Origin of the sequence: Polaromonas sp. CF318 (genome assembly GCF_000282655.1) — a bacterium.
Taxonomy (GTDB): Bacteria; Pseudomonadota; Gammaproteobacteria; order Burkholderiales; family Burkholderiaceae_C; genus Polaromonas.
This window is the reverse complement of sequence record NZ_AKIV01000110.1, coordinates 1-14,980: the sequence shown is the minus strand read 5'-3', so window position 1 is coordinate 14,980 and position 14,980 is coordinate 1. Positions and strand designations below refer to the sequence as shown.

At 63.8% G+C, this 14,980-nt stretch carries 15 protein-coding genes; 8 read left to right on the top strand and 7 right to left on the bottom strand.

The window, feature by feature from the left end; all coding sequences use genetic code 11:
* Positions 1 to 90: 90 nt before the first annotated feature.
* On the bottom strand, positions 91 to 582 hold the full coding sequence (locus PMI15_RS19275; RefSeq protein ID WP_007873193.1) for an Lrp/AsnC family transcriptional regulator: 492 nt from the start codon (positions 580 to 582) through the stop codon (positions 91 to 93).
* Positions 583 to 674: 92 nt separating this feature from the next.
* Here PMI15_RS19275 and yedA point away from each other — a divergent pair, with 92 nt between their 5' ends.
* From yedA to PMI15_RS19240, 7 genes are all read left to right on the top strand, one after another.
* The gene (yedA, locus tag PMI15_RS19270) at positions 675 to 1,598 is read left to right on the top strand and encodes a drug/metabolite exporter YedA (RefSeq protein ID WP_007873189.1); all 924 of its coding nucleotides are present in this window, start codon (positions 675 to 677) and stop codon (positions 1,596 to 1,598) included.
* A gap of 108 nt (positions 1,599 to 1,706) precedes the next feature.
* Positions 1,707 to 2,165, top strand: coding sequence for an SWIB/MDM2 domain-containing protein (locus PMI15_RS24470; protein WP_036840065.1), 459 nt, complete (start codon positions 1,707 to 1,709; stop codon positions 2,163 to 2,165).
* 423 nt (positions 2,166 to 2,588) lie between these two features.
* Positions 2,589 to 3,599: an ABC transporter permease subunit gene (locus PMI15_RS19260; protein WP_007873183.1), complete on the top strand. Its 1,011-nt coding sequence runs from the start codon at positions 2,589 to 2,591 to the stop codon at positions 3,597 to 3,599.
* Complete coding sequence (locus tag PMI15_RS19255) at positions 3,596 to 4,495, top strand: ABC transporter permease subunit (RefSeq protein WP_007873180.1); 900 nt, start codon at positions 3,596 to 3,598, stop codon at positions 4,493 to 4,495. The genes PMI15_RS19260 and PMI15_RS19255 overlap by 4 nt, the downstream gene beginning before the upstream one ends.
* Before the next feature lie 10 nt (positions 4,496 to 4,505).
* Positions 4,506 to 5,522 carry an ABC transporter ATP-binding protein gene (locus tag PMI15_RS19250; protein ID WP_007873177.1) on the top strand — a complete coding sequence of 339 codons (1,017 nt, stop codon included), beginning with the start codon at positions 4,506 to 4,508 and terminating at the stop codon, positions 5,520 to 5,522.
* On the top strand, positions 5,519 to 6,532 hold the full coding sequence (locus tag PMI15_RS19245; protein ID WP_007873174.1) for a peptide ABC transporter ATP-binding protein: 1,014 nt from the start codon (positions 5,519 to 5,521) through the stop codon (positions 6,530 to 6,532). Before PMI15_RS19250 ends, PMI15_RS19245 begins: the two co-directional genes overlap by 4 nt.
* A gap of 135 nt (positions 6,533 to 6,667) precedes the next feature.
* A complete protein-coding gene (locus PMI15_RS19240) occupies positions 6,668 to 8,305 on the top strand; it encodes an ABC transporter substrate-binding protein (protein ID WP_007873172.1) in 1,638 nt (545 codons plus the stop codon).
* A gap of 107 nt (positions 8,306 to 8,412) precedes the next feature.
* Here the strand turns inward: PMI15_RS19240 and PMI15_RS19235 are convergent, their stop codons facing one another.
* The 6 genes from PMI15_RS19235 to PMI15_RS19210 form a co-directional block, all read right to left on the bottom strand.
* Positions 8,413 to 9,036, bottom strand: coding sequence for an HAD family phosphatase (locus PMI15_RS19235; protein WP_007873168.1), 624 nt, complete (start codon positions 9,034 to 9,036; stop codon positions 8,413 to 8,415).
* 43 nt (positions 9,037 to 9,079) lie between these two features.
* Positions 9,080 to 10,846, bottom strand: a complete 1,767-nt coding sequence (locus PMI15_RS19230; protein ID WP_007873164.1) for a thiamine pyrophosphate-binding protein — start codon at positions 10,844 to 10,846, stop codon at positions 9,080 to 9,082.
* Positions 10,847 to 10,964: 118 nt separating this feature from the next.
* The gene (locus tag PMI15_RS19225; RefSeq protein ID WP_007873162.1) at positions 10,965 to 12,152 is read right to left on the bottom strand and encodes an amino acid aminotransferase; all 1,188 of its coding nucleotides are present in this window, start codon (positions 12,150 to 12,152) and stop codon (positions 10,965 to 10,967) included.
* A 14-nt stretch (positions 12,153 to 12,166) separates the two neighbouring features.
* A complete protein-coding gene (locus PMI15_RS19220) occupies positions 12,167 to 12,871 on the bottom strand; it encodes an SDR family NAD(P)-dependent oxidoreductase (protein ID WP_007873159.1) in 705 nt (234 codons plus the stop codon).
* A 1-nt stretch (position 12,872) separates the two neighbouring features.
* Positions 12,873 to 13,757, bottom strand: a complete 885-nt coding sequence (gene phhA / locus PMI15_RS19215) for a phenylalanine 4-monooxygenase (RefSeq protein WP_007873156.1) — start codon at positions 13,755 to 13,757, stop codon at positions 12,873 to 12,875.
* Positions 13,754 to 14,068, bottom strand: a complete 315-nt coding sequence (locus PMI15_RS19210; RefSeq protein WP_036840059.1) for a 4a-hydroxytetrahydrobiopterin dehydratase — start codon at positions 14,066 to 14,068, stop codon at positions 13,754 to 13,756. Before PMI15_RS19210 ends, phhA begins: the two co-directional genes overlap by 4 nt.
* Positions 14,069 to 14,248: 180 nt before the next feature.
* Here PMI15_RS19210 and PMI15_RS19205 point away from each other — a divergent pair, with 180 nt between their 5' ends.
* Positions 14,249 to 14,746: an Lrp/AsnC family transcriptional regulator gene (locus PMI15_RS19205; protein ID WP_007873151.1), complete on the top strand. Its 498-nt coding sequence runs from the start codon at positions 14,249 to 14,251 to the stop codon at positions 14,744 to 14,746.
* Positions 14,747 to 14,980: the final 234 nt, after the last annotated feature.

The following is a 14,980-nucleotide window of genomic DNA, read 5'->3' as shown; positions in this document are numbered from 1 at the left end:
CGCTGCCCCCCGAGGGGGCGCTGCGCCTGCGGCCCGGCAAAGCCGGTTCCGCGGCCCCTGCTGGTGTAAAAGGTCACTTGGAAGCAGGGCTTACTTTCCGGTGACTTTTTTAATCACAGGCTTGATGTCTTCACGCCGCGCCGGCAGCACAACGGCGTTTTCACGCGGCGCATTAAGCACGATGGACGTTGATGTCTCCGTGAGGATGCAGAACTTGGTCACCACCGCGTCCAGGTGGGCCACGTCGATCACCGCGATTTCCAGCACCCAGCTGTCCTCGCCGGTGACGTTGTAGGCATTGATGACCTCGGGCGTCTGCTCGATCAGCTTGACCACCCGGGCGTATTCGACCCGCCCCACGCGGGCGATGGCGCGTATGCCGTAGCCCAGGCGAGCCAGGTCGACCTCGGCCCGGTAGCCCTTGATCACGCCGCCGAGCTCGAGCTTGCGCACGCGCTCGGTCACCGCCGGCTGGCTCAGGTGCACGCGGCGGCCCAGCTCGGCCATGGTGATGCGCGCATCGCGCTGCAGCTCGCCGAGGATGCGGCTGTCGTAGTGGTCCCATTCGGTGGTTTCGGTCATAGTGGGTTTCAAGCTTTAAATTCAAAGGCCGTTTGCAGTTTTGCCGTTAATTTTGCATGGCCCGGGCGCGCACGGCAACCTAACATCCCGGCATGACTTCCACCACCCTCTCCTCCCCCGCCGCCGGCAAGGCGCCTGCGCTGTTGATTCCCGCCCTGCTCGCCTGCTACCTGGTGTGGGGCTCGACCTACCTGGCGATCCGCTTCGCGCTGATCAGCTTTCCGCCGTTTTTCCAGATGGGCACGCGCTTCCTGGCGGCCGGCGTGCTGCTGATGGCCTGGGTGCTGGCGCGCGGGCACAAGCTGCCCAGCCGGCGCGAATGGGTCCATGCGGCCGTCATCGGCACGCTGATGCTGGGCGGCGGCATGGGGCTGACGGCCTCGGCCGAAGTCCACATCGGCTCGGGCCTGATCGCCACCTTCATCGCCATCGTGCCCATGCTGGTGTCGGCCTGGGGCCTGCTGCTGGGCCAGCGGCCCAGCCGGCTGGAGTTCATCGGCATGGCGGTGGGGCTGGCGGGCGTGCTGATGCTGGTGCGGGGCGCGAGTTTCGGCGCGGCGCCCGTGGGCCTCGTCTACATCGCGGGGGCCACGCTGCTGTGGTCGCTGGGCTCGGTGCTGTCCGCCACGCGCTTGCCGCTGGCCTCCGGCCCCGCGGGTTTTGCCAGCGAAATGTTGTGCGGCGGCGCGGTGTTGATGCTGATTTCTCTTGCACTGGGTGAACACCGCGAGGCCGCCGCGAACTGGCCGGCCCAGCCCGAGGCGCTGCTCGCCTGGCTCTATCTCGTGGTGTTCGGCTCGCTGATCGCCTTCAGCGCCTACCTGTATTTGCTGGCCAATGCCTCACCCGCGGTGGCCACCAGCTACGCCTTTGTGAACCCTTTGATCGCGATTTTCCTGGGCGCTTTTTTCGCCGGAGAGCGGGTCACAGGGGGCGAATGGGCCGCCTGCGGCGTGATTCTCATGGGCGTTTTCCTGATTTTCAGAGGTAAATCTGCAACATCCAGGCGCAAATAAAGTGGTTTTTCGCTAGGAAACTGCGTTTTTCTCCAGTAGCATCCGCATTGCCACAAGGAAGTAGTTATCCGGGTGGTGATTTATCAACTTCTAGAAGGAAAATCAATCATGGCAACTGCAAAAAAAGCTCCGGCTAAAAAAGCGCCTGCTAAAAAGGCTGCTCCGGCAAAGAAAGTAGCTGCGAAGAAAGCAGCTCCTGCGAAGAAGGCTCCTGCGAAAAAGGCAGCGCCCGCGAAAAAGGTAGCCGCGAAGAAAGCAGCTCCCGCCAAGAAGGTTGCGGCCAAAAAGCCAGCAGCGAAAAAAGCGCCCGCCAAAAAGCGCACGCCCAATGCAGCGTTCATGAAAGCGCTGACCTTGAGCCCCGCACTGGCAGCCGTGGTGGGCGACAAGCCTCTGCCACGCACCGAGATTGTCAGCAAGCTGTGGGTTTACATCAAATCCAAGGGCCTGCAGGACAAGATCAACAAGCGCATGATCAACGCCGACGAAAAACTGCGCGCCGTTTTCGGCAAGGCGCAAGTGTCGATGTTCGAGATGGCCGGCCTGATCGGCAAGCACGTCAAGTAATCGGCTTTTGCCGATTTCAAAAAGGCCGGTTTCACCGGCCTTTTTTTATGTCCGCCCCTTCCTGCATCGAGGCGCGGCACATGTCCTCTGGCACGCATCCTGCATTACTCTTTTCGCCTTTGAGGCACGCTTCATTAGCGCCGCAAGTGCCACTGTAGGTGTGCTGATGCCATAGGGTTACTCGGTAGCCCGCCGGTAGCGGCAGCACCGAAAAATGATGCTAATGTTGCTAAGATAAAAAATTCCCCGCGGCACTGCCCGGGCCTGACTAGACAAGACAAGATTCCCCATGTTGATGCCACTGCATTTGAAGACCCGGGCGGCGGATATTTCCGCGCGCCCCTCCTGTCGCCTTCGCGACGGAAATTTCCCGGCAGGCCTTAAGCGCTGCTTTAGCATCCCGCGTTTTTCCATCTCGCGATAATGCTGCGCTTCATCTTTACCCGTCTGAGCCTGATCATTCCCACCTTCCTGGGCATGACGCTGCTGGCTTTTTTCCTGATCCGCATGGTGCCGGGAGACCCGATTGAAACCATGGCGGGCGAACGCGGCATCGATCCGGTGCGCCATGCCCAGCTGCTCAAGGAATACGGCCTGGATCAGCCCGTTATGGTGCAGTACGGCATTTACATCGGCCGCGTGCTCAAGGGCGACCTCGGCAAGTCGCTGATCACGCAGGAGCCCGTGCTGCGCGAGTTCCTCACGCTGTTTCCGGCCACCATCGAGCTGGCCCTGTGTGCCATCCTGTTCGCGCTACTGATCGGCATACCGGCCGGCATCCTGGCGGCGGTCAAGCGAAACTCCATACTCGACCACGGCGTCATGGGGGTGTCCCTCACGGGTTACTCCATGCCGATTTTCTGGTGGGGCCTGCTGCTGATCCTGCTGTTCTCGGTGCAACTGGGCTGGACGCCGGTCTCGGGCCGGCTGTCGGTGCAGTACTTCATCGAGCCCACCACCGGCTTTCTGCTGATCGACTCGCTGCTCTCGGAGGACAAGGGCGCGTTCTGGTCGGCGGCCTCGCACCTGATATTGCCCATGATCGTGCTGGGCACCAACCCGCTGGCGGTGATCGCGCGCATGACGCGCTCGGCCATGCTGGAAGTGCTGGGCGAAGACTACATCCGCACCGCGCGCGCCAAGGGGCTTTCCAACCTGCGCGTGGTGGCCCTGCATGCGCTGCGCAACGCGCTGATCCCGGTGGTCACCGTGATCGGCCTGCAGGTCGGCGTGCTGTTCACCGGCGCCATCCTGACCGAAACTATTTTTTCCTGGCCGGGCGTCGGCAAGTGGCTGATCGAAGCCATCAGCCGCCGCGACTACCCCGTGCTGCAGGGCGGCATCCTGCTGCTGGGCGCCATCGTCATGGCCGTCAACCTGCTGGTGGACATCACCTACGGCATCATTAACCCACGCATCAGGCACCAGCGATGAGCACGGCCACCTTGAAACCCGCAACCGCGCCCGCGCCGCCGCACCCGCTGCGCGAATTCTGGAACTACTTCAGCGCCAACAACGGTGCCGTGATCGGCCTGGCCATCGTCGTCGGCGTGCTGCTGGTCGCATTGTTCGCGCCGCTGCTGGCGCCGCACGCGCCCAACATCACCGACAACTCGGTCTTCCTCAAGCCGCCGGCCTGGCAGGCGGGCGGCTCCTGGACTTACCCCCTGGGCACCGACGCCATAGGCCGCGACATCCTCTCGCGCCTGATGTACGGCGCCCGCCTCTCGCTGGTCATAGGCTTGGCCGTGGTGGCGCTGTCGGTCATCGTCGGCACGGTGCTGGGCCTGCTGGCGGGCTTTTTCCGCGGCATCTTCGAGATCGCGGTGATGCGCCTGATGGACATCATCCTGACCCTGCCCAGCCTGCTGCTGGCCATCGTGATCGTGGCCATCCTCGGCCCCGGCCTGATGAACGCCATGCTGGCCGTGGCCATCGTGGTGCTGCCGCACTACGTGCGCATCACGCGCGCCGCGGTGATCGCCGAGACCTCGCGCGACTACGTGACCGCCGCGCGCATGAGCGGCGCCAGCCGCATCCGCCTGATGTTCAGCGAGATCCTGCCCAACTGCACGGCGCCGCTGATCGTGCAGGCCTCGCTGGGCGTATCCACCGCCATCCTGGACGCGGCCGCCCTGGGCTTCCTGGGCCTGGGCGCGCAGCCGCCTTCCCCCGAATGGGGCACCATGCTGGCCGATGCCCGCGAATTCGTGCTGCGCGCCTGGTGGGTTGTGACCTTCCCCGGCCTTGCAATTTTGATCACTGTGCTGGCCTTCAATTTGCTCGGCGACGGACTGCGCGATGCGTTCGACCCCAAGCTGAAGCGCTGAAAGATTTCGTATGGCTTTGTTAGAAATAGAAAACCTCTCCGTCGAGTTCCCCTCGCAGAACGGCATCATGCATGCCGTCGACGGCATCAGCCTGTCGCTTGAAGAAGGCGAAGTCCTGGGCATCGTCGGTGAATCCGGCTCCGGCAAAAGCGTCACCATGATGGCCCTGATGGGCCTGGTCGCCTACCCCGGCCGCGTCAAGGCCGACAAGCTGCAATTTGCCGGCCACGACCTCCTCAAGCTGTCGCAAGGCGAGCGCAACAAGCTCATCGGCAAAGACGTGGCCATGATCTTCCAGGAACCGACCACCAGCCTGAACCCCTGCTTCACCATCGGTTTCCAGATCACCGAGACCCTGCGCCTGCATCTGGGCATGGACAAAAAAGCCGCCACGCGCAAGGCCATAGAACTGCTCGAGCAGGTCGGCATCAACTCGCCCGAAACCCGGCTCAAGGCCTACCCGCACCAGCTCTCGGGCGGCATGAACCAGCGCGTGATGATCGCCATGGCGATTGCCTGCAACCCGCGCCTGCTGATCGCCGACGAGCCGACCACGGCGCTGGACGTGACCATCCAGGCGCAGATCCTGGACCTGCTGCGCAGCCTGCAGAAGGAGCGCGGCATGGCCCTGGTGCTGATCACCCACAACATGGGCGTGGTGTCCGAAATGGCGCAGCGCATCGCGGTCATGTACGCCGGCCAGATCATGGAAGAGCAGGCCGCGCACGCCCTCTTCAACACGCCCCAGCACCCCTATACCGAAGCCCTGCTGTCGGCCCTGCCCGAGCGCAGCGACGGCAGCGCGCGCCTGGCGACCATTCCCGGCATGGTGCCCGGCCTCTACGACCGGCCCAAGGGCTGCCTGTTCGCCCCGCGCTGCGCCTACGCCACCGAGCACTCGCGCAACGAACGCCCGCTGCTGCGCGCCTGGAAGGACGGCATGGTGCGCTGCCACTACCCGCTGGGCGACCCGAGCCGGCAGGCGAACATCGAACGCGACACCCCGCTGGTGGAGGCCGCGCAATGAGCACCACCGCCATCATCCCCACCACCCTGCCCACAGGCCCCGTCGTCGAGGCCAGAAACCTGAGGCAGGTCTATGAAATCCGCCGCGGTTTCATGCGCAAGTCCGACCACCTGCAGGCCGTCGGCGGCGTGTCCTTCTCGGTCCATGCCGGCAAGACGCTGGCCGTGGTCGGCGAGTCGGGCTGCGGCAAGTCGACCCTCGCCCGCATGGTGTCACTGATCGAAACCCCGACCGGTGGCGAACTGACCATCACCGGCATCGATGCGGTGAACGGCGCCCAGGAAGAACGCAAGGGCCTGCGCAAGGCCGTGCAGCTGGTGTTCCAGAACCCCTACGGCTCGCTGAACCCGCGCAAGAAAATCGGTGCCATCCTGGAAGCGCCGCTGGAGATCAACACCAGCCTCAATGCCGAGGAGCGCGCCGCCAAGGCCCGCGCCATGCTGGCGATGGTGGGCCTGCGCCCCGAGCACTACGACCGCTACCCCCACATGTTTTCGGGCGGCCAGCGCCAGCGCATCGCGATTGCGCGCGCGCTGATGCTCAACCCCACCGTGGTGGTGGCCGACGAGCCCGTCTCGGCGCTGGATGTCTCCATCCAGGCCCAGGTGCTCAACCTGCTGGCCGACCTGCAGCAGTCCATGGGCCTGGCCTACCTGTTCATCTCGCACGATCTGGGCGTGGTGCGCCACATCGCCCACGACGTGCTGGTGATGTACCTGGGCCACGCCGTCGAGCAGGGCGAGAAGAACGCCCTGTTCAACCGGCCCCTGCACCCCTACACCCAGGCCTTGCTGGCCTCCACGCCGGGTCTCGCCGGCAGCACCGGCGTCAGGCAGCGCATCGTGCTCAAGGGCGAGCTGCCCTCGCCGCTGAACCCGCCCACCGGCTGCGTCTTTTCCACCCGCTGCCCGCATGTCACCGACCGCTGCCGCGCCGAAAGGCCGCAGCTGCGCGAGGTTGCGGACCGGCAGGTTGCGTGCCACTATGCTGAAAACTTTCTCACTGCGTGACCCAAAACCGTGCACACCCTGCATGGTTTCCAGGCCACGTTTTTTAATGACCAGGGCGCTCAACGTCACAAATGTTGCGCAATCTGGCCGCAAGCCCCGCTGCAAAGCAGCATTAACCTCCAAAGGGATCGTCAAATGATTCAGACCAAACCAAGTGCAAGCCGGCTACGCCCGGTCAAGCGCGCATTGCTGTGCGCCGTCGCCCTGCCAGCGCTGCTGGCACTTTCACCCGTCTCCGCAAAGACGCTGGTGTTCTGCTCTGAAGGCAGCCCCGAGAACTTCTACCCTGGCGTCAACACCACGGGTACCTCGTTCGATGCCAACGAACCCGTCTACAACCGCCTCGTCGAATTCGAATACGGCGGCACCAAGGTCGTCCCCGGCCTGGCCGAAAAATGGGACATTTCCTCCGACGGCCTGACCTACACCTTCCACCTGCGCAAGGGCGTCAAATGGCACGCCTCCAACAAGGCCTTCAAGCCGACGCGCGACTTCAACGCCGACGACGTGCTGTTCATGTTCGAGCGCCAGTGGAAGGAAGACAACGCCTTCTTCAAGGTCACCAGCCCCAACCACTCCTACTTCAGCGACATGGGCATGCCCAAGCTGCTGAAATCGGTGGAAAAGGTCAACGACCTCACCGTCAAGATCACGCTGGACAAGCCTGAAGCACCGTTCCTGGCCAACCTGGCCATGCCTTACGCCGCGGTGCAGTCCAAGGAATACGCCGACGCCATGCTCAAGGCCGGCACGCCGGAAAAAATCGACCAGGATCCGGTCGGCACCGGCCCCTTCTACCTGGTGCAGTACCAGAAAGACGCGATCATCCGCTACAAGGCCTTCCCGCAGTACTGGGGCGGTAAGGCCAAGATCGACGACCTCGTGTACTCGATCACGCCTGACGCATCGGTGCGCTGGGCCAAGCTGCAAAAGGGTGAATGCCACGTCATGCCCTACCCCAACCCCGCCGACCTGGACGCGATCCGCAAGGACCCGAACGTGACCATCGTCGAGCAGGCCGGCCTGAACGTGGGCTACCTCGCCTACAACACCACCAAGAAGCCTTTTGACGACGTGCGCGTGCGCAAGGCCATCAACATGGCGATCAACAAGAAAGCCATCGTCGAGGGCGTGTACCTGAGCACCGGCGTTGCCGCCAAGAACCCGATCCCGCCGACCATGGCCGCGTACAACAACGCCATCAAGGACGACGAGTACAACCCCGAAGCCGCCAAGAAATTGCTGGCCCAGGCCGGTTTCCCCAACGGCTTCACCACCGACCTGTGGGCCATGCCCGTGCAGCGCCCCTACAACCCGAATGCCAAGCGCATCGCCGAGTTGATGCAGGCTGACCTGGTCAAGGTCGGCGTGACCGCCGAGATCAAGAGCTTCGAATGGGGCGAGTACCGCAAGCGCCTGCAGGCCGGCGAGCACCAGATGGGCATGCTGGGCTGGACCGGCGACAACGGCGATCCTGACAACTTCATGTACACCCTGCTCGGCTGCGCTTCGGCACAGTCGGCCAGCGGCTCCAACATCGCCAAGTTCTGCTACCAGCCTTATGAAGACCTGGTCCTGAAAGCCAAGACCGTGACCAACCCCGCGGAGCGCAACAAGCTCTACCAGCAGGCCCAGGTCATCTTCAAGGAGCAAGCGCCCTGGTTCACCATCGCCCACGCGGTGCAGCTCAAGCCCGTGCGCAAGAGCGTGATCGGCTACAAGAACAGCCCCTTCGGCCGCCACAACTTCTACGCTGTGGACATCAAGGAGTAATCCTTAACCACAAGGCGGCTTTGCCACGAAGCCGCCGCCCACACAAAAAGGCCGGGTCACCCCGGCCTTTTTTATTGGAACGCCAGGACACGTTGAAGCGATGCGACTCAGGCAGGCAGCAGCGCCGCCACCTGGGCCGGCAACGCAGCCGGCGACGTGCAATGGATGGCCTGCCAGCCCAACCGCCGGGCCGCGGCGACGTTGGCGGCGGAATCGTCGATGAACAGCGTGTCGGCCGGCAACAGCCCATAGCGCCCGGCCAGAAGTTCGAAGATCGCCGGGTCGGGCTTGGCCAGCTTCACATCGCCGGAGAAGATGCCGCCCTCAAAGTGGCGCAGGAAATCGTGCCGGTTTTCCAGCACGCGCGCGAAAGGCGACGGCATGTTGGAAAGGTAGTAAAGATGCACATCACCGCGGTTGGCGCGGCGATGCTGCAGCTGCTCCAGCAAAGCCACGGTGCTGGCTATGGGCAACAGGCGCTCACCGATGGGCGCGAGGAACCCATGCAACATATCGGCCGGCAAGGCTAGCCGCCGCGCCATGGCGGCCACCACATCGGGCAGTTCGCGCGTTCCGCGGTCAAAGGCCACCCAGTCCTCGTGGTGGAACATGTCGACCGCCAGCTTCTGGGCCGCTTCGGCCGTGGGTGTCAGGTGGCTGAAGTGGGTGCGCAAAAGCTCCGCCGGTTGCCACTCGAACAGCACCGCGCCGAAGTCGAAAACCACGTTCATGCCCTGGGTGCCTTTTGCAGTTCGTAAGCCAGTTCCGCCCGGATCAGGCAGCCGAGCCGCCGGCCAGGCGTGCGGCGGCCGCGGCGGTGATGGCCGACAGCGTGCCGCGCGTGGTGATGACCTCCGGGTCCAGCGTCACCTCGATCACCGTGCCTTCCTTGCGTTCCAGCGCCGCCAGCAGCTCCGCTTCGAACTCGGCCGTGCGTGTGATCCGCACGCCGGCATAGCCGTAGGCACGCGCCAGGCCGGCGAAATCCGGGTTGTTCAGGCGTGAACCACTTTCGTGCTTCGGGTACTCCCTTTCCTGGTGCATGCGTATGGTGCCGTACATGCCGTTGTTGAGCAGCACGATGATGCTCTTGGCGCCGTGCTGCACGGCCGTGGCCAGTTCCTGGCCGTTCATCAAAAAGTCGCCGTCGCCCGCGATGGTGAAAGCCACGCGGCCTGTCGTGATGGCCGCCGCGATGCCCGCCGGTACACCGTAGCCCATGGCGCCCACGGTAGGCGCCAGTTGCGTCTTGTGGCCTTTGACCAGGCCGTGATGCTGGAAGAAGCGGTGCACCCAGCTGGCGAAGTTGCCCGCGCCGTTGGTCAGCACCGCATCGGCCGGCAAATGTTTTTGCAGCAGGCCGACGATGGCCGGCATGTCGATGTCGCCCGGCAGGTTGGCCGAGGGCGTGGGCTTGAGGTTTTCCAGGTAGTCTTCGTTGGCGGAAGCCGTCCAGGCCTCCCAGGCCACGCTCACGGGCGCCGTCAGCACCTCCAGCGAGCGCGCGGCGGCATTCATGGTGGCATTGATCGCCAGGTCGGCCTGGTAGACACGGTTGAGCTCCTCGGCGCTGGCGTGGATGTGCACCAGTTTCTGCGCGGGGCGCGGCGCCTGCAGCAGCGTGTAGCCGCCGGTCGTCATCTCGCCCAGGCGCGGGCCTATGGCGATGATGAGGTCGCTGGCTTTGACGCGCGCGGCCAGCTTGGGATTGAGGCCTATGCCGACGTCGCCGGCGTACAGCGGGTGGTGGTTGTCAAAAGTGTCCTGGAAGCGGAAGGCGTTGCCCACCGGCAGCTTCCAGTTTTCGGCGAAGCGCTGTAGCGCCTGCGCCGACTGCGGCGTCCAGCCGCCGCCACCCGCAATGATCAGCGGGCGCTCGGACTTGAGCAGCATCTCGCGCAGCGTGCGCAGCGAGCCCGGGTCGCTCCAGGCCTGCACCGCCTCCACGCGCGGCAGCGGCTGCGCGGCCGTCATGCGCGTCAACATGTCTTCGGGCAGCACCAGCACCACCGGGCCGGGGCGGCCGTTCATCGCGGTGGCGAAGGCGCGCGCCACGTACTCGGGAATGCGGTCGGCCTCGTCGATACGCTCCACGCGCTTGGCGAAACCCTTGGTGCTGGGACCAAAAAAATTGAAGTAGTCCACCTCCTGGAAGGCCTCGCGGTCGCGGCAATCGCTGGCCACGTCGCCCACCAGCAGCACCATGGGCGTGGAGTCCTGGAAGGCCGTGTGCACGCCGATGGAGGCATTGGTGGCGCCCGGGCCGCGCGTGACCATGCACACGCCGGGCCGGCCGGTCAGCTTGCCGTGGGCCTCGGCCATGAAAGCCGCGCCGCCCTCCTGCCGGCAGGTGACGAACTGGATCTTGTCCCGGCGCGCATGCAGGCCGTCAAGCACGGCCAGGTAGCTTTCACCGGGAACGCCGAATGCGTGGGTAACGCCCTGGGCCAGAAGGCAGTCGACGAGGAGGTGGCCGGCAAGCTGCGGAGCGGGAAGCTTCGACCCAGGGGATGAAATGGAGGAGGATGTCGCTACAGTCATGCCTGCTATTGTGCAGCCATTGGGAATGCCCGTCGGATCGCACAGACATCGTGAATCCACCTTGTTTGCGCCATGGCCATACCGGCCTCATCGAGGAAATCGGCGCCACCAGCAATCACTATTGCACCGCAACAATCGCATCGGCCACCCGCTCCACGTTACCCGCATTCAAGCCGGAAATACAGAGGCGGCCCGACTTCACCAGATAAATCGCGTGCTCCTCACGCAAGCGCCGGACCTGCTCTGCACTCAGGTTGGTATAGCTGAACATGCCGCGCTGGCTGAGCAGGTACGCAAAATCACTTCCCGCCCACTTTCGGCCCAGAGCTGTGTGCAACTGCCGGCGCAGCGACCGGATACGCTCGCGCATGCCCGTGAGGTCGCGCACCCATGATGCGCGGAGCGCCGGGTCACCCAGCACATGGGCAACGATCTGCCCGCCATGCGCGGGCGGGCTGAAGTAGTTTTGGCGTACGGTGAACTTGATTTGTCCGAGTACCCGTTCAGCCTGCCGGTCGTCCGCACATACCACGCTCAGCGCACCACACCGCTCCCCGTACAAGCCCATGCTTTTGGACAAGGTATTGGCAACCAAAAACGGGATACCCGCCTGCGCCAGCAGTCTTACGGAAAAAGCGTCCTCCTCAATACCTTCGCCGAAGCCTTGATAGGCCAGATCCAGAAACGGAATCAACTGGCGATCCTGGATAAGCGGAATCAGCTCCAGCCACTGGGCGTGGGTCAAGTCCACACCTGTGGGGTTGTGGCAGCAGGCATGCAACAGCACCACACTGCGGGGTGGCAACTCTCGCAAGGCGGCCAGCATGGCGTCAAAGCGCACTCCACCGGCAGGGTCGTAATACGGGTAAGTGCGAACAACAATGCCCGCGCTCTCAAAGAGGCTTCGGTGGTTGTCCCAAGTGGGATCGCTCAGCCAGACGCCGCTGGAAGGAAACCACTGGCGCAGGAACTCAGCCCCCGCTTTAAGCGCTCCGCTGGAGCCCACGGTTTGCACGGTCGCGACCCGCCCCTGGACCAACACCGCATGCCCGGCGCCAAACAACAATTCCTGCATTGCGTTGCGAAAACGGGCGCTCCCCTCCATCGGCAAATAGGGCTTGGGCTGCCTGGCCGCGGCCAGGTATTGTTCGGCCTCACACACGGCATGCTGCGCGGGTACCTGCCCCTGCTCATCGCAGTAAATGCCGATCGACAAATTAACCTTGTGCGGCCGGAGATCCCGGTGAAACGCTTCGTTCAGCGCCACGATGGCATCGCCCGCAAAAGCTTCTATGTGCTGGAACATCTTTGAGCCCTGCCTCAGCTGAGCCCGCTGACCGGCAAAGCAACGCCGTGCACGGCGCGCGCGGCGTCGGACGCCAGAAACGCGATGGCCTGGGCCAGGTCTTGCGGGGACACCCAGCGCGCGGGGTCCGCCTCCGGCATGGCGGCCCGGTTCTCGGGGGTGTCGATGATGGAAGGCAGCACGCAGTTGACGCGAATGTTTTGCTCCCGCAATTCAGCCGCCATGGATTCGGTCAAACGGATGACGGCGCCCTTCGAAGCGCAGTACGCCCCCATCTGGGCGGCACCGCGCAGTGCCGACTGCGCCCCCACATTGACAATGCTGCCGCCACCCGCCGCCAGCATGCCGGGCACGACGGCACGCACCATGTTCAAAAGCGTGCGTACATTGATGTCCATCAGGAAATCCCAATCGTGGTCCTGGGTCGCGTGTACGGCTGGCCCCATGCGAAAACCACCCGCCAGGTTGCACAACACGTCAACGCGGCCAAACCGCTCCTGCGCCGCCAGAACCGCTGCCAGCACATCTGCAGACTCCAGCAGATTGACGGGCAACAGCATATGCCGATCAGCGGTTTGGCCGTAGCGCTGCTCCAGCCCCTCGCGCCGCAAATCCAGCAGCACCAGATGGGCTCCGCGCGCCGACAGCAATTCGGCTACCGCAGCACCAAGATTGCCCGCCGCGCCGGTGATCAACACGGTTTTTTTGGAAAAATCCATCTCACTTTCCTCCCCGTCGGGTGTCGTGGTAACGCCCCGTGCCGCGGTTCAGCACCACGTCGTCGGGCAATACCTGGCCCGGCACGAACTCTGGCTGGTGCTGAACCTGGGCATACAGCGGCGCAAAGTCGATGCTTGCCAGGGACAACAACTCGTCAAGATCGTTGATGACGAAATAGGTTTCCTGGAAATCATCGATCCGGTAGTGCGTGCGCATCACGCGCGGCAAGTCAAAGCGCACACGGTTGGGGGAAGCGTCGTCCAGCGCAAACAGCGTTTCTGACGCAGAGGATGCGATGCCCGCGCCATAGATGCGCAGCCCGTCTTTCTGTTGCACCAGACCAAATTCCACGGTGTACCAGTACACCCGGGCCAGCTGGGCCAGCACACCCAGCTTTTGCGCGCGCAGCCCGCCTGCGCCATAGGCCTGGATGTAGTCGGCAATGGCCGGGTTCATCAGCATGGGCACATGGCCGAACACGTCATGGAACACATCGGGCTCTTCCAGGTAATCCAGCTCATGCGGCTTGCGAATGAAATGGCCGGCCGGAAAGCGCCGGTTCGCCAGATGTTCGAAAAACACCTCGTCGGGCACCAGCCCCGGCACCGCCACGATCTGCCAGCCCGTGCGGCGCAACAGCACCTCGTTGAGGCGGCGGAAATCGGGAATCTGGTCCGCGGCAATAGGCAGATCCCGCATTCCCTGGACAAAAGCGTCGCAGGCACGACCCGGCAGCAGGCGGCTCTGGCGCTCGAAAAGCACTTTCCAGGTGGCATGCTCCGCGGGGCCGTAGTGGTCCCAACCCTGGTCTATGGTCCAGTCGGCCCGCGTGGGTTTCATCCCCGCGGCCAGGCCATGTTTGGTGGAGCCAGGCTGTGCGTTCATGCCGGCACCTCCTGCAGTCGGCCATCACAAGCCGCGTCGATCACGCGCGCCAGCTCCAGGTCGCGCGGCGAGAGGCCTTGCACATCGTGTGTGGTGAGCGTGATCTCCACGCGGTTGTAGACATTGCGCCACTCCGGGTGGTGGTCGCGCTTCTCGGCCACCACCGCCACCTGCGCCATGAAACCAAAGGCTTGGGCAAAGTCGGCAAACACCAGGCTGCGGGCCATCAGGCCACCACGTTCGGTGCTGAAATGCCAATGGGGCCAATCGGCCCGCAGGCGGCCAAATGTGCCTGGATCAATGCGCTCCATACCGCGCGCCCTTCACATCACGCACGGCCAGGCCGACGGGTTTATCCAATAAATCACTTGTGGCTGTGACCAAGATCGTGCTCCTCAAACACTGTTTAGAGCCTTTGATTGTGGTGAATTGGCCGTGCAAAGGGTGTGCAAGTTGCAGGCTTGAATGGGCCGAAGATGCATAATTCACGCATGAAACCAGAAAAATACGATGATTCGCTGCTTGATAGCTTTGATATCAGTCTTCTGGCCGCATTACAGCGCGATGCGCACGCCACCCACCAGCAAATTGGGGAACAGGTGCACCTGTCGGGATCACAAGTCAGCCGCCGGGTGCAGCGCCTGGAGGCCGCCGGCATCATCCGCCGTTATGTGGCCCTGCTGGAGCCGAAGGCCATACGCCTTGGCGTGCGTGCCATCTCCTATGTCACCCTGACCCGGCACAGCGGTGAGGAGGGCTCGGCGTTCGAACGCGAAATAGCCGGCTTTCCGGAAGTGCTGGAATGCTATTCGGTGGCGGGCGAGTCGGACTACATCCTGCAAATCGTCGCCGCTGACCTCGGCGTGCTATCGGAGCAAGTCCTGCGCCGCCTGACCCGCATCCAGGGCGTGGGCAGCATCCGGTCGAATATCGTGCTCAACCGCATCAAGAGCAGCACCGAGCTGCCCCTGGCGCACCTCAAGTGCTGACCGGACCCGAAGTCGACCAGGCACCGCGGTTTCTGTCGACACACCAAGCAGCTGCCCGGCAGCGCGCCCTCGCCTTGGCCGGCAAATTGTTGGGTTATTTAGCTATTGTGCCAATGGAACAGGCACAAGCGCACGACCTCACGTGGGAGCACTTTAGTCAGTAGGGGCCGCGGAACCGGCTTTGCCGGGCCGCAGGCGCCGCCCCCTTTGAGGAGGGAACAGGCTACATGCAGT

What these genes read in the sequence shown, in the direction of transcription:
- PMI15_RS19210 (WP_036840059.1), bottom strand. Translation starts at nt 14,068, where the DNA reads ATGGAGCGCATTGATCCAGGCACATTTGGCCGCCTGCGGGCCGATTGG.
- phhA (WP_007873156.1), bottom strand. Translation starts at nt 13,757, where the DNA reads ATGAACGCACAGCCTGGCTCCACCAAACATGGCCTGGCCGCGGGGATG.
- PMI15_RS19255 (WP_007873180.1), top strand. Translation starts at nt 3,596, where the DNA reads ATGAGCACGGCCACCTTGAAACCCGCAACCGCGCCCGCGCCGCCGCAC.
- PMI15_RS19235 (WP_007873168.1), bottom strand. Translation starts at nt 9,036, where the DNA reads ATGAACGTGGTTTTCGACTTCGGCGCGGTGCTGTTCGAGTGGCAACCG.
- PMI15_RS19225 (WP_007873162.1), bottom strand. Translation starts at nt 12,152, where the DNA reads ATGTTCCAGCACATAGAAGCTTTTGCGGGCGATGCCATCGTGGCGCTG.
- PMI15_RS19245 (WP_007873174.1), top strand. Translation starts at nt 5,519, where the DNA reads ATGAGCACCACCGCCATCATCCCCACCACCCTGCCCACAGGCCCCGTC.
- PMI15_RS19230 (WP_007873164.1), bottom strand. Translation starts at nt 10,846, where the DNA reads ATGACTGTAGCGACATCCTCCTCCATTTCATCCCCTGGGTCGAAGCTT.
- PMI15_RS24470 (WP_036840065.1), top strand. Translation starts at nt 1,707, where the DNA reads ATGGCAACTGCAAAAAAAGCTCCGGCTAAAAAAGCGCCTGCTAAAAAG.
- PMI15_RS19250 (WP_007873177.1), top strand. Translation starts at nt 4,506, where the DNA reads ATGGCTTTGTTAGAAATAGAAAACCTCTCCGTCGAGTTCCCCTCGCAG.
- PMI15_RS19240 (WP_007873172.1), top strand. Translation starts at nt 6,668, where the DNA reads ATGATTCAGACCAAACCAAGTGCAAGCCGGCTACGCCCGGTCAAGCGC.
- PMI15_RS19205 (WP_007873151.1), top strand. Translation starts at nt 14,249, where the DNA reads ATGAAACCAGAAAAATACGATGATTCGCTGCTTGATAGCTTTGATATC.
- PMI15_RS19220 (WP_007873159.1), bottom strand. Translation starts at nt 12,871, where the DNA reads ATGGATTTTTCCAAAAAAACCGTGTTGATCACCGGCGCGGCGGGCAAT.
- PMI15_RS19275 (WP_007873193.1), bottom strand. Translation starts at nt 582, where the DNA reads ATGACCGAAACCACCGAATGGGACCACTACGACAGCCGCATCCTCGGC.
- PMI15_RS19260 (WP_007873183.1), top strand. Translation starts at nt 2,589, where the DNA reads ATGCTGCGCTTCATCTTTACCCGTCTGAGCCTGATCATTCCCACCTTC.
- yedA (WP_007873189.1), top strand. Translation starts at nt 675, where the DNA reads ATGACTTCCACCACCCTCTCCTCCCCCGCCGCCGGCAAGGCGCCTGCG.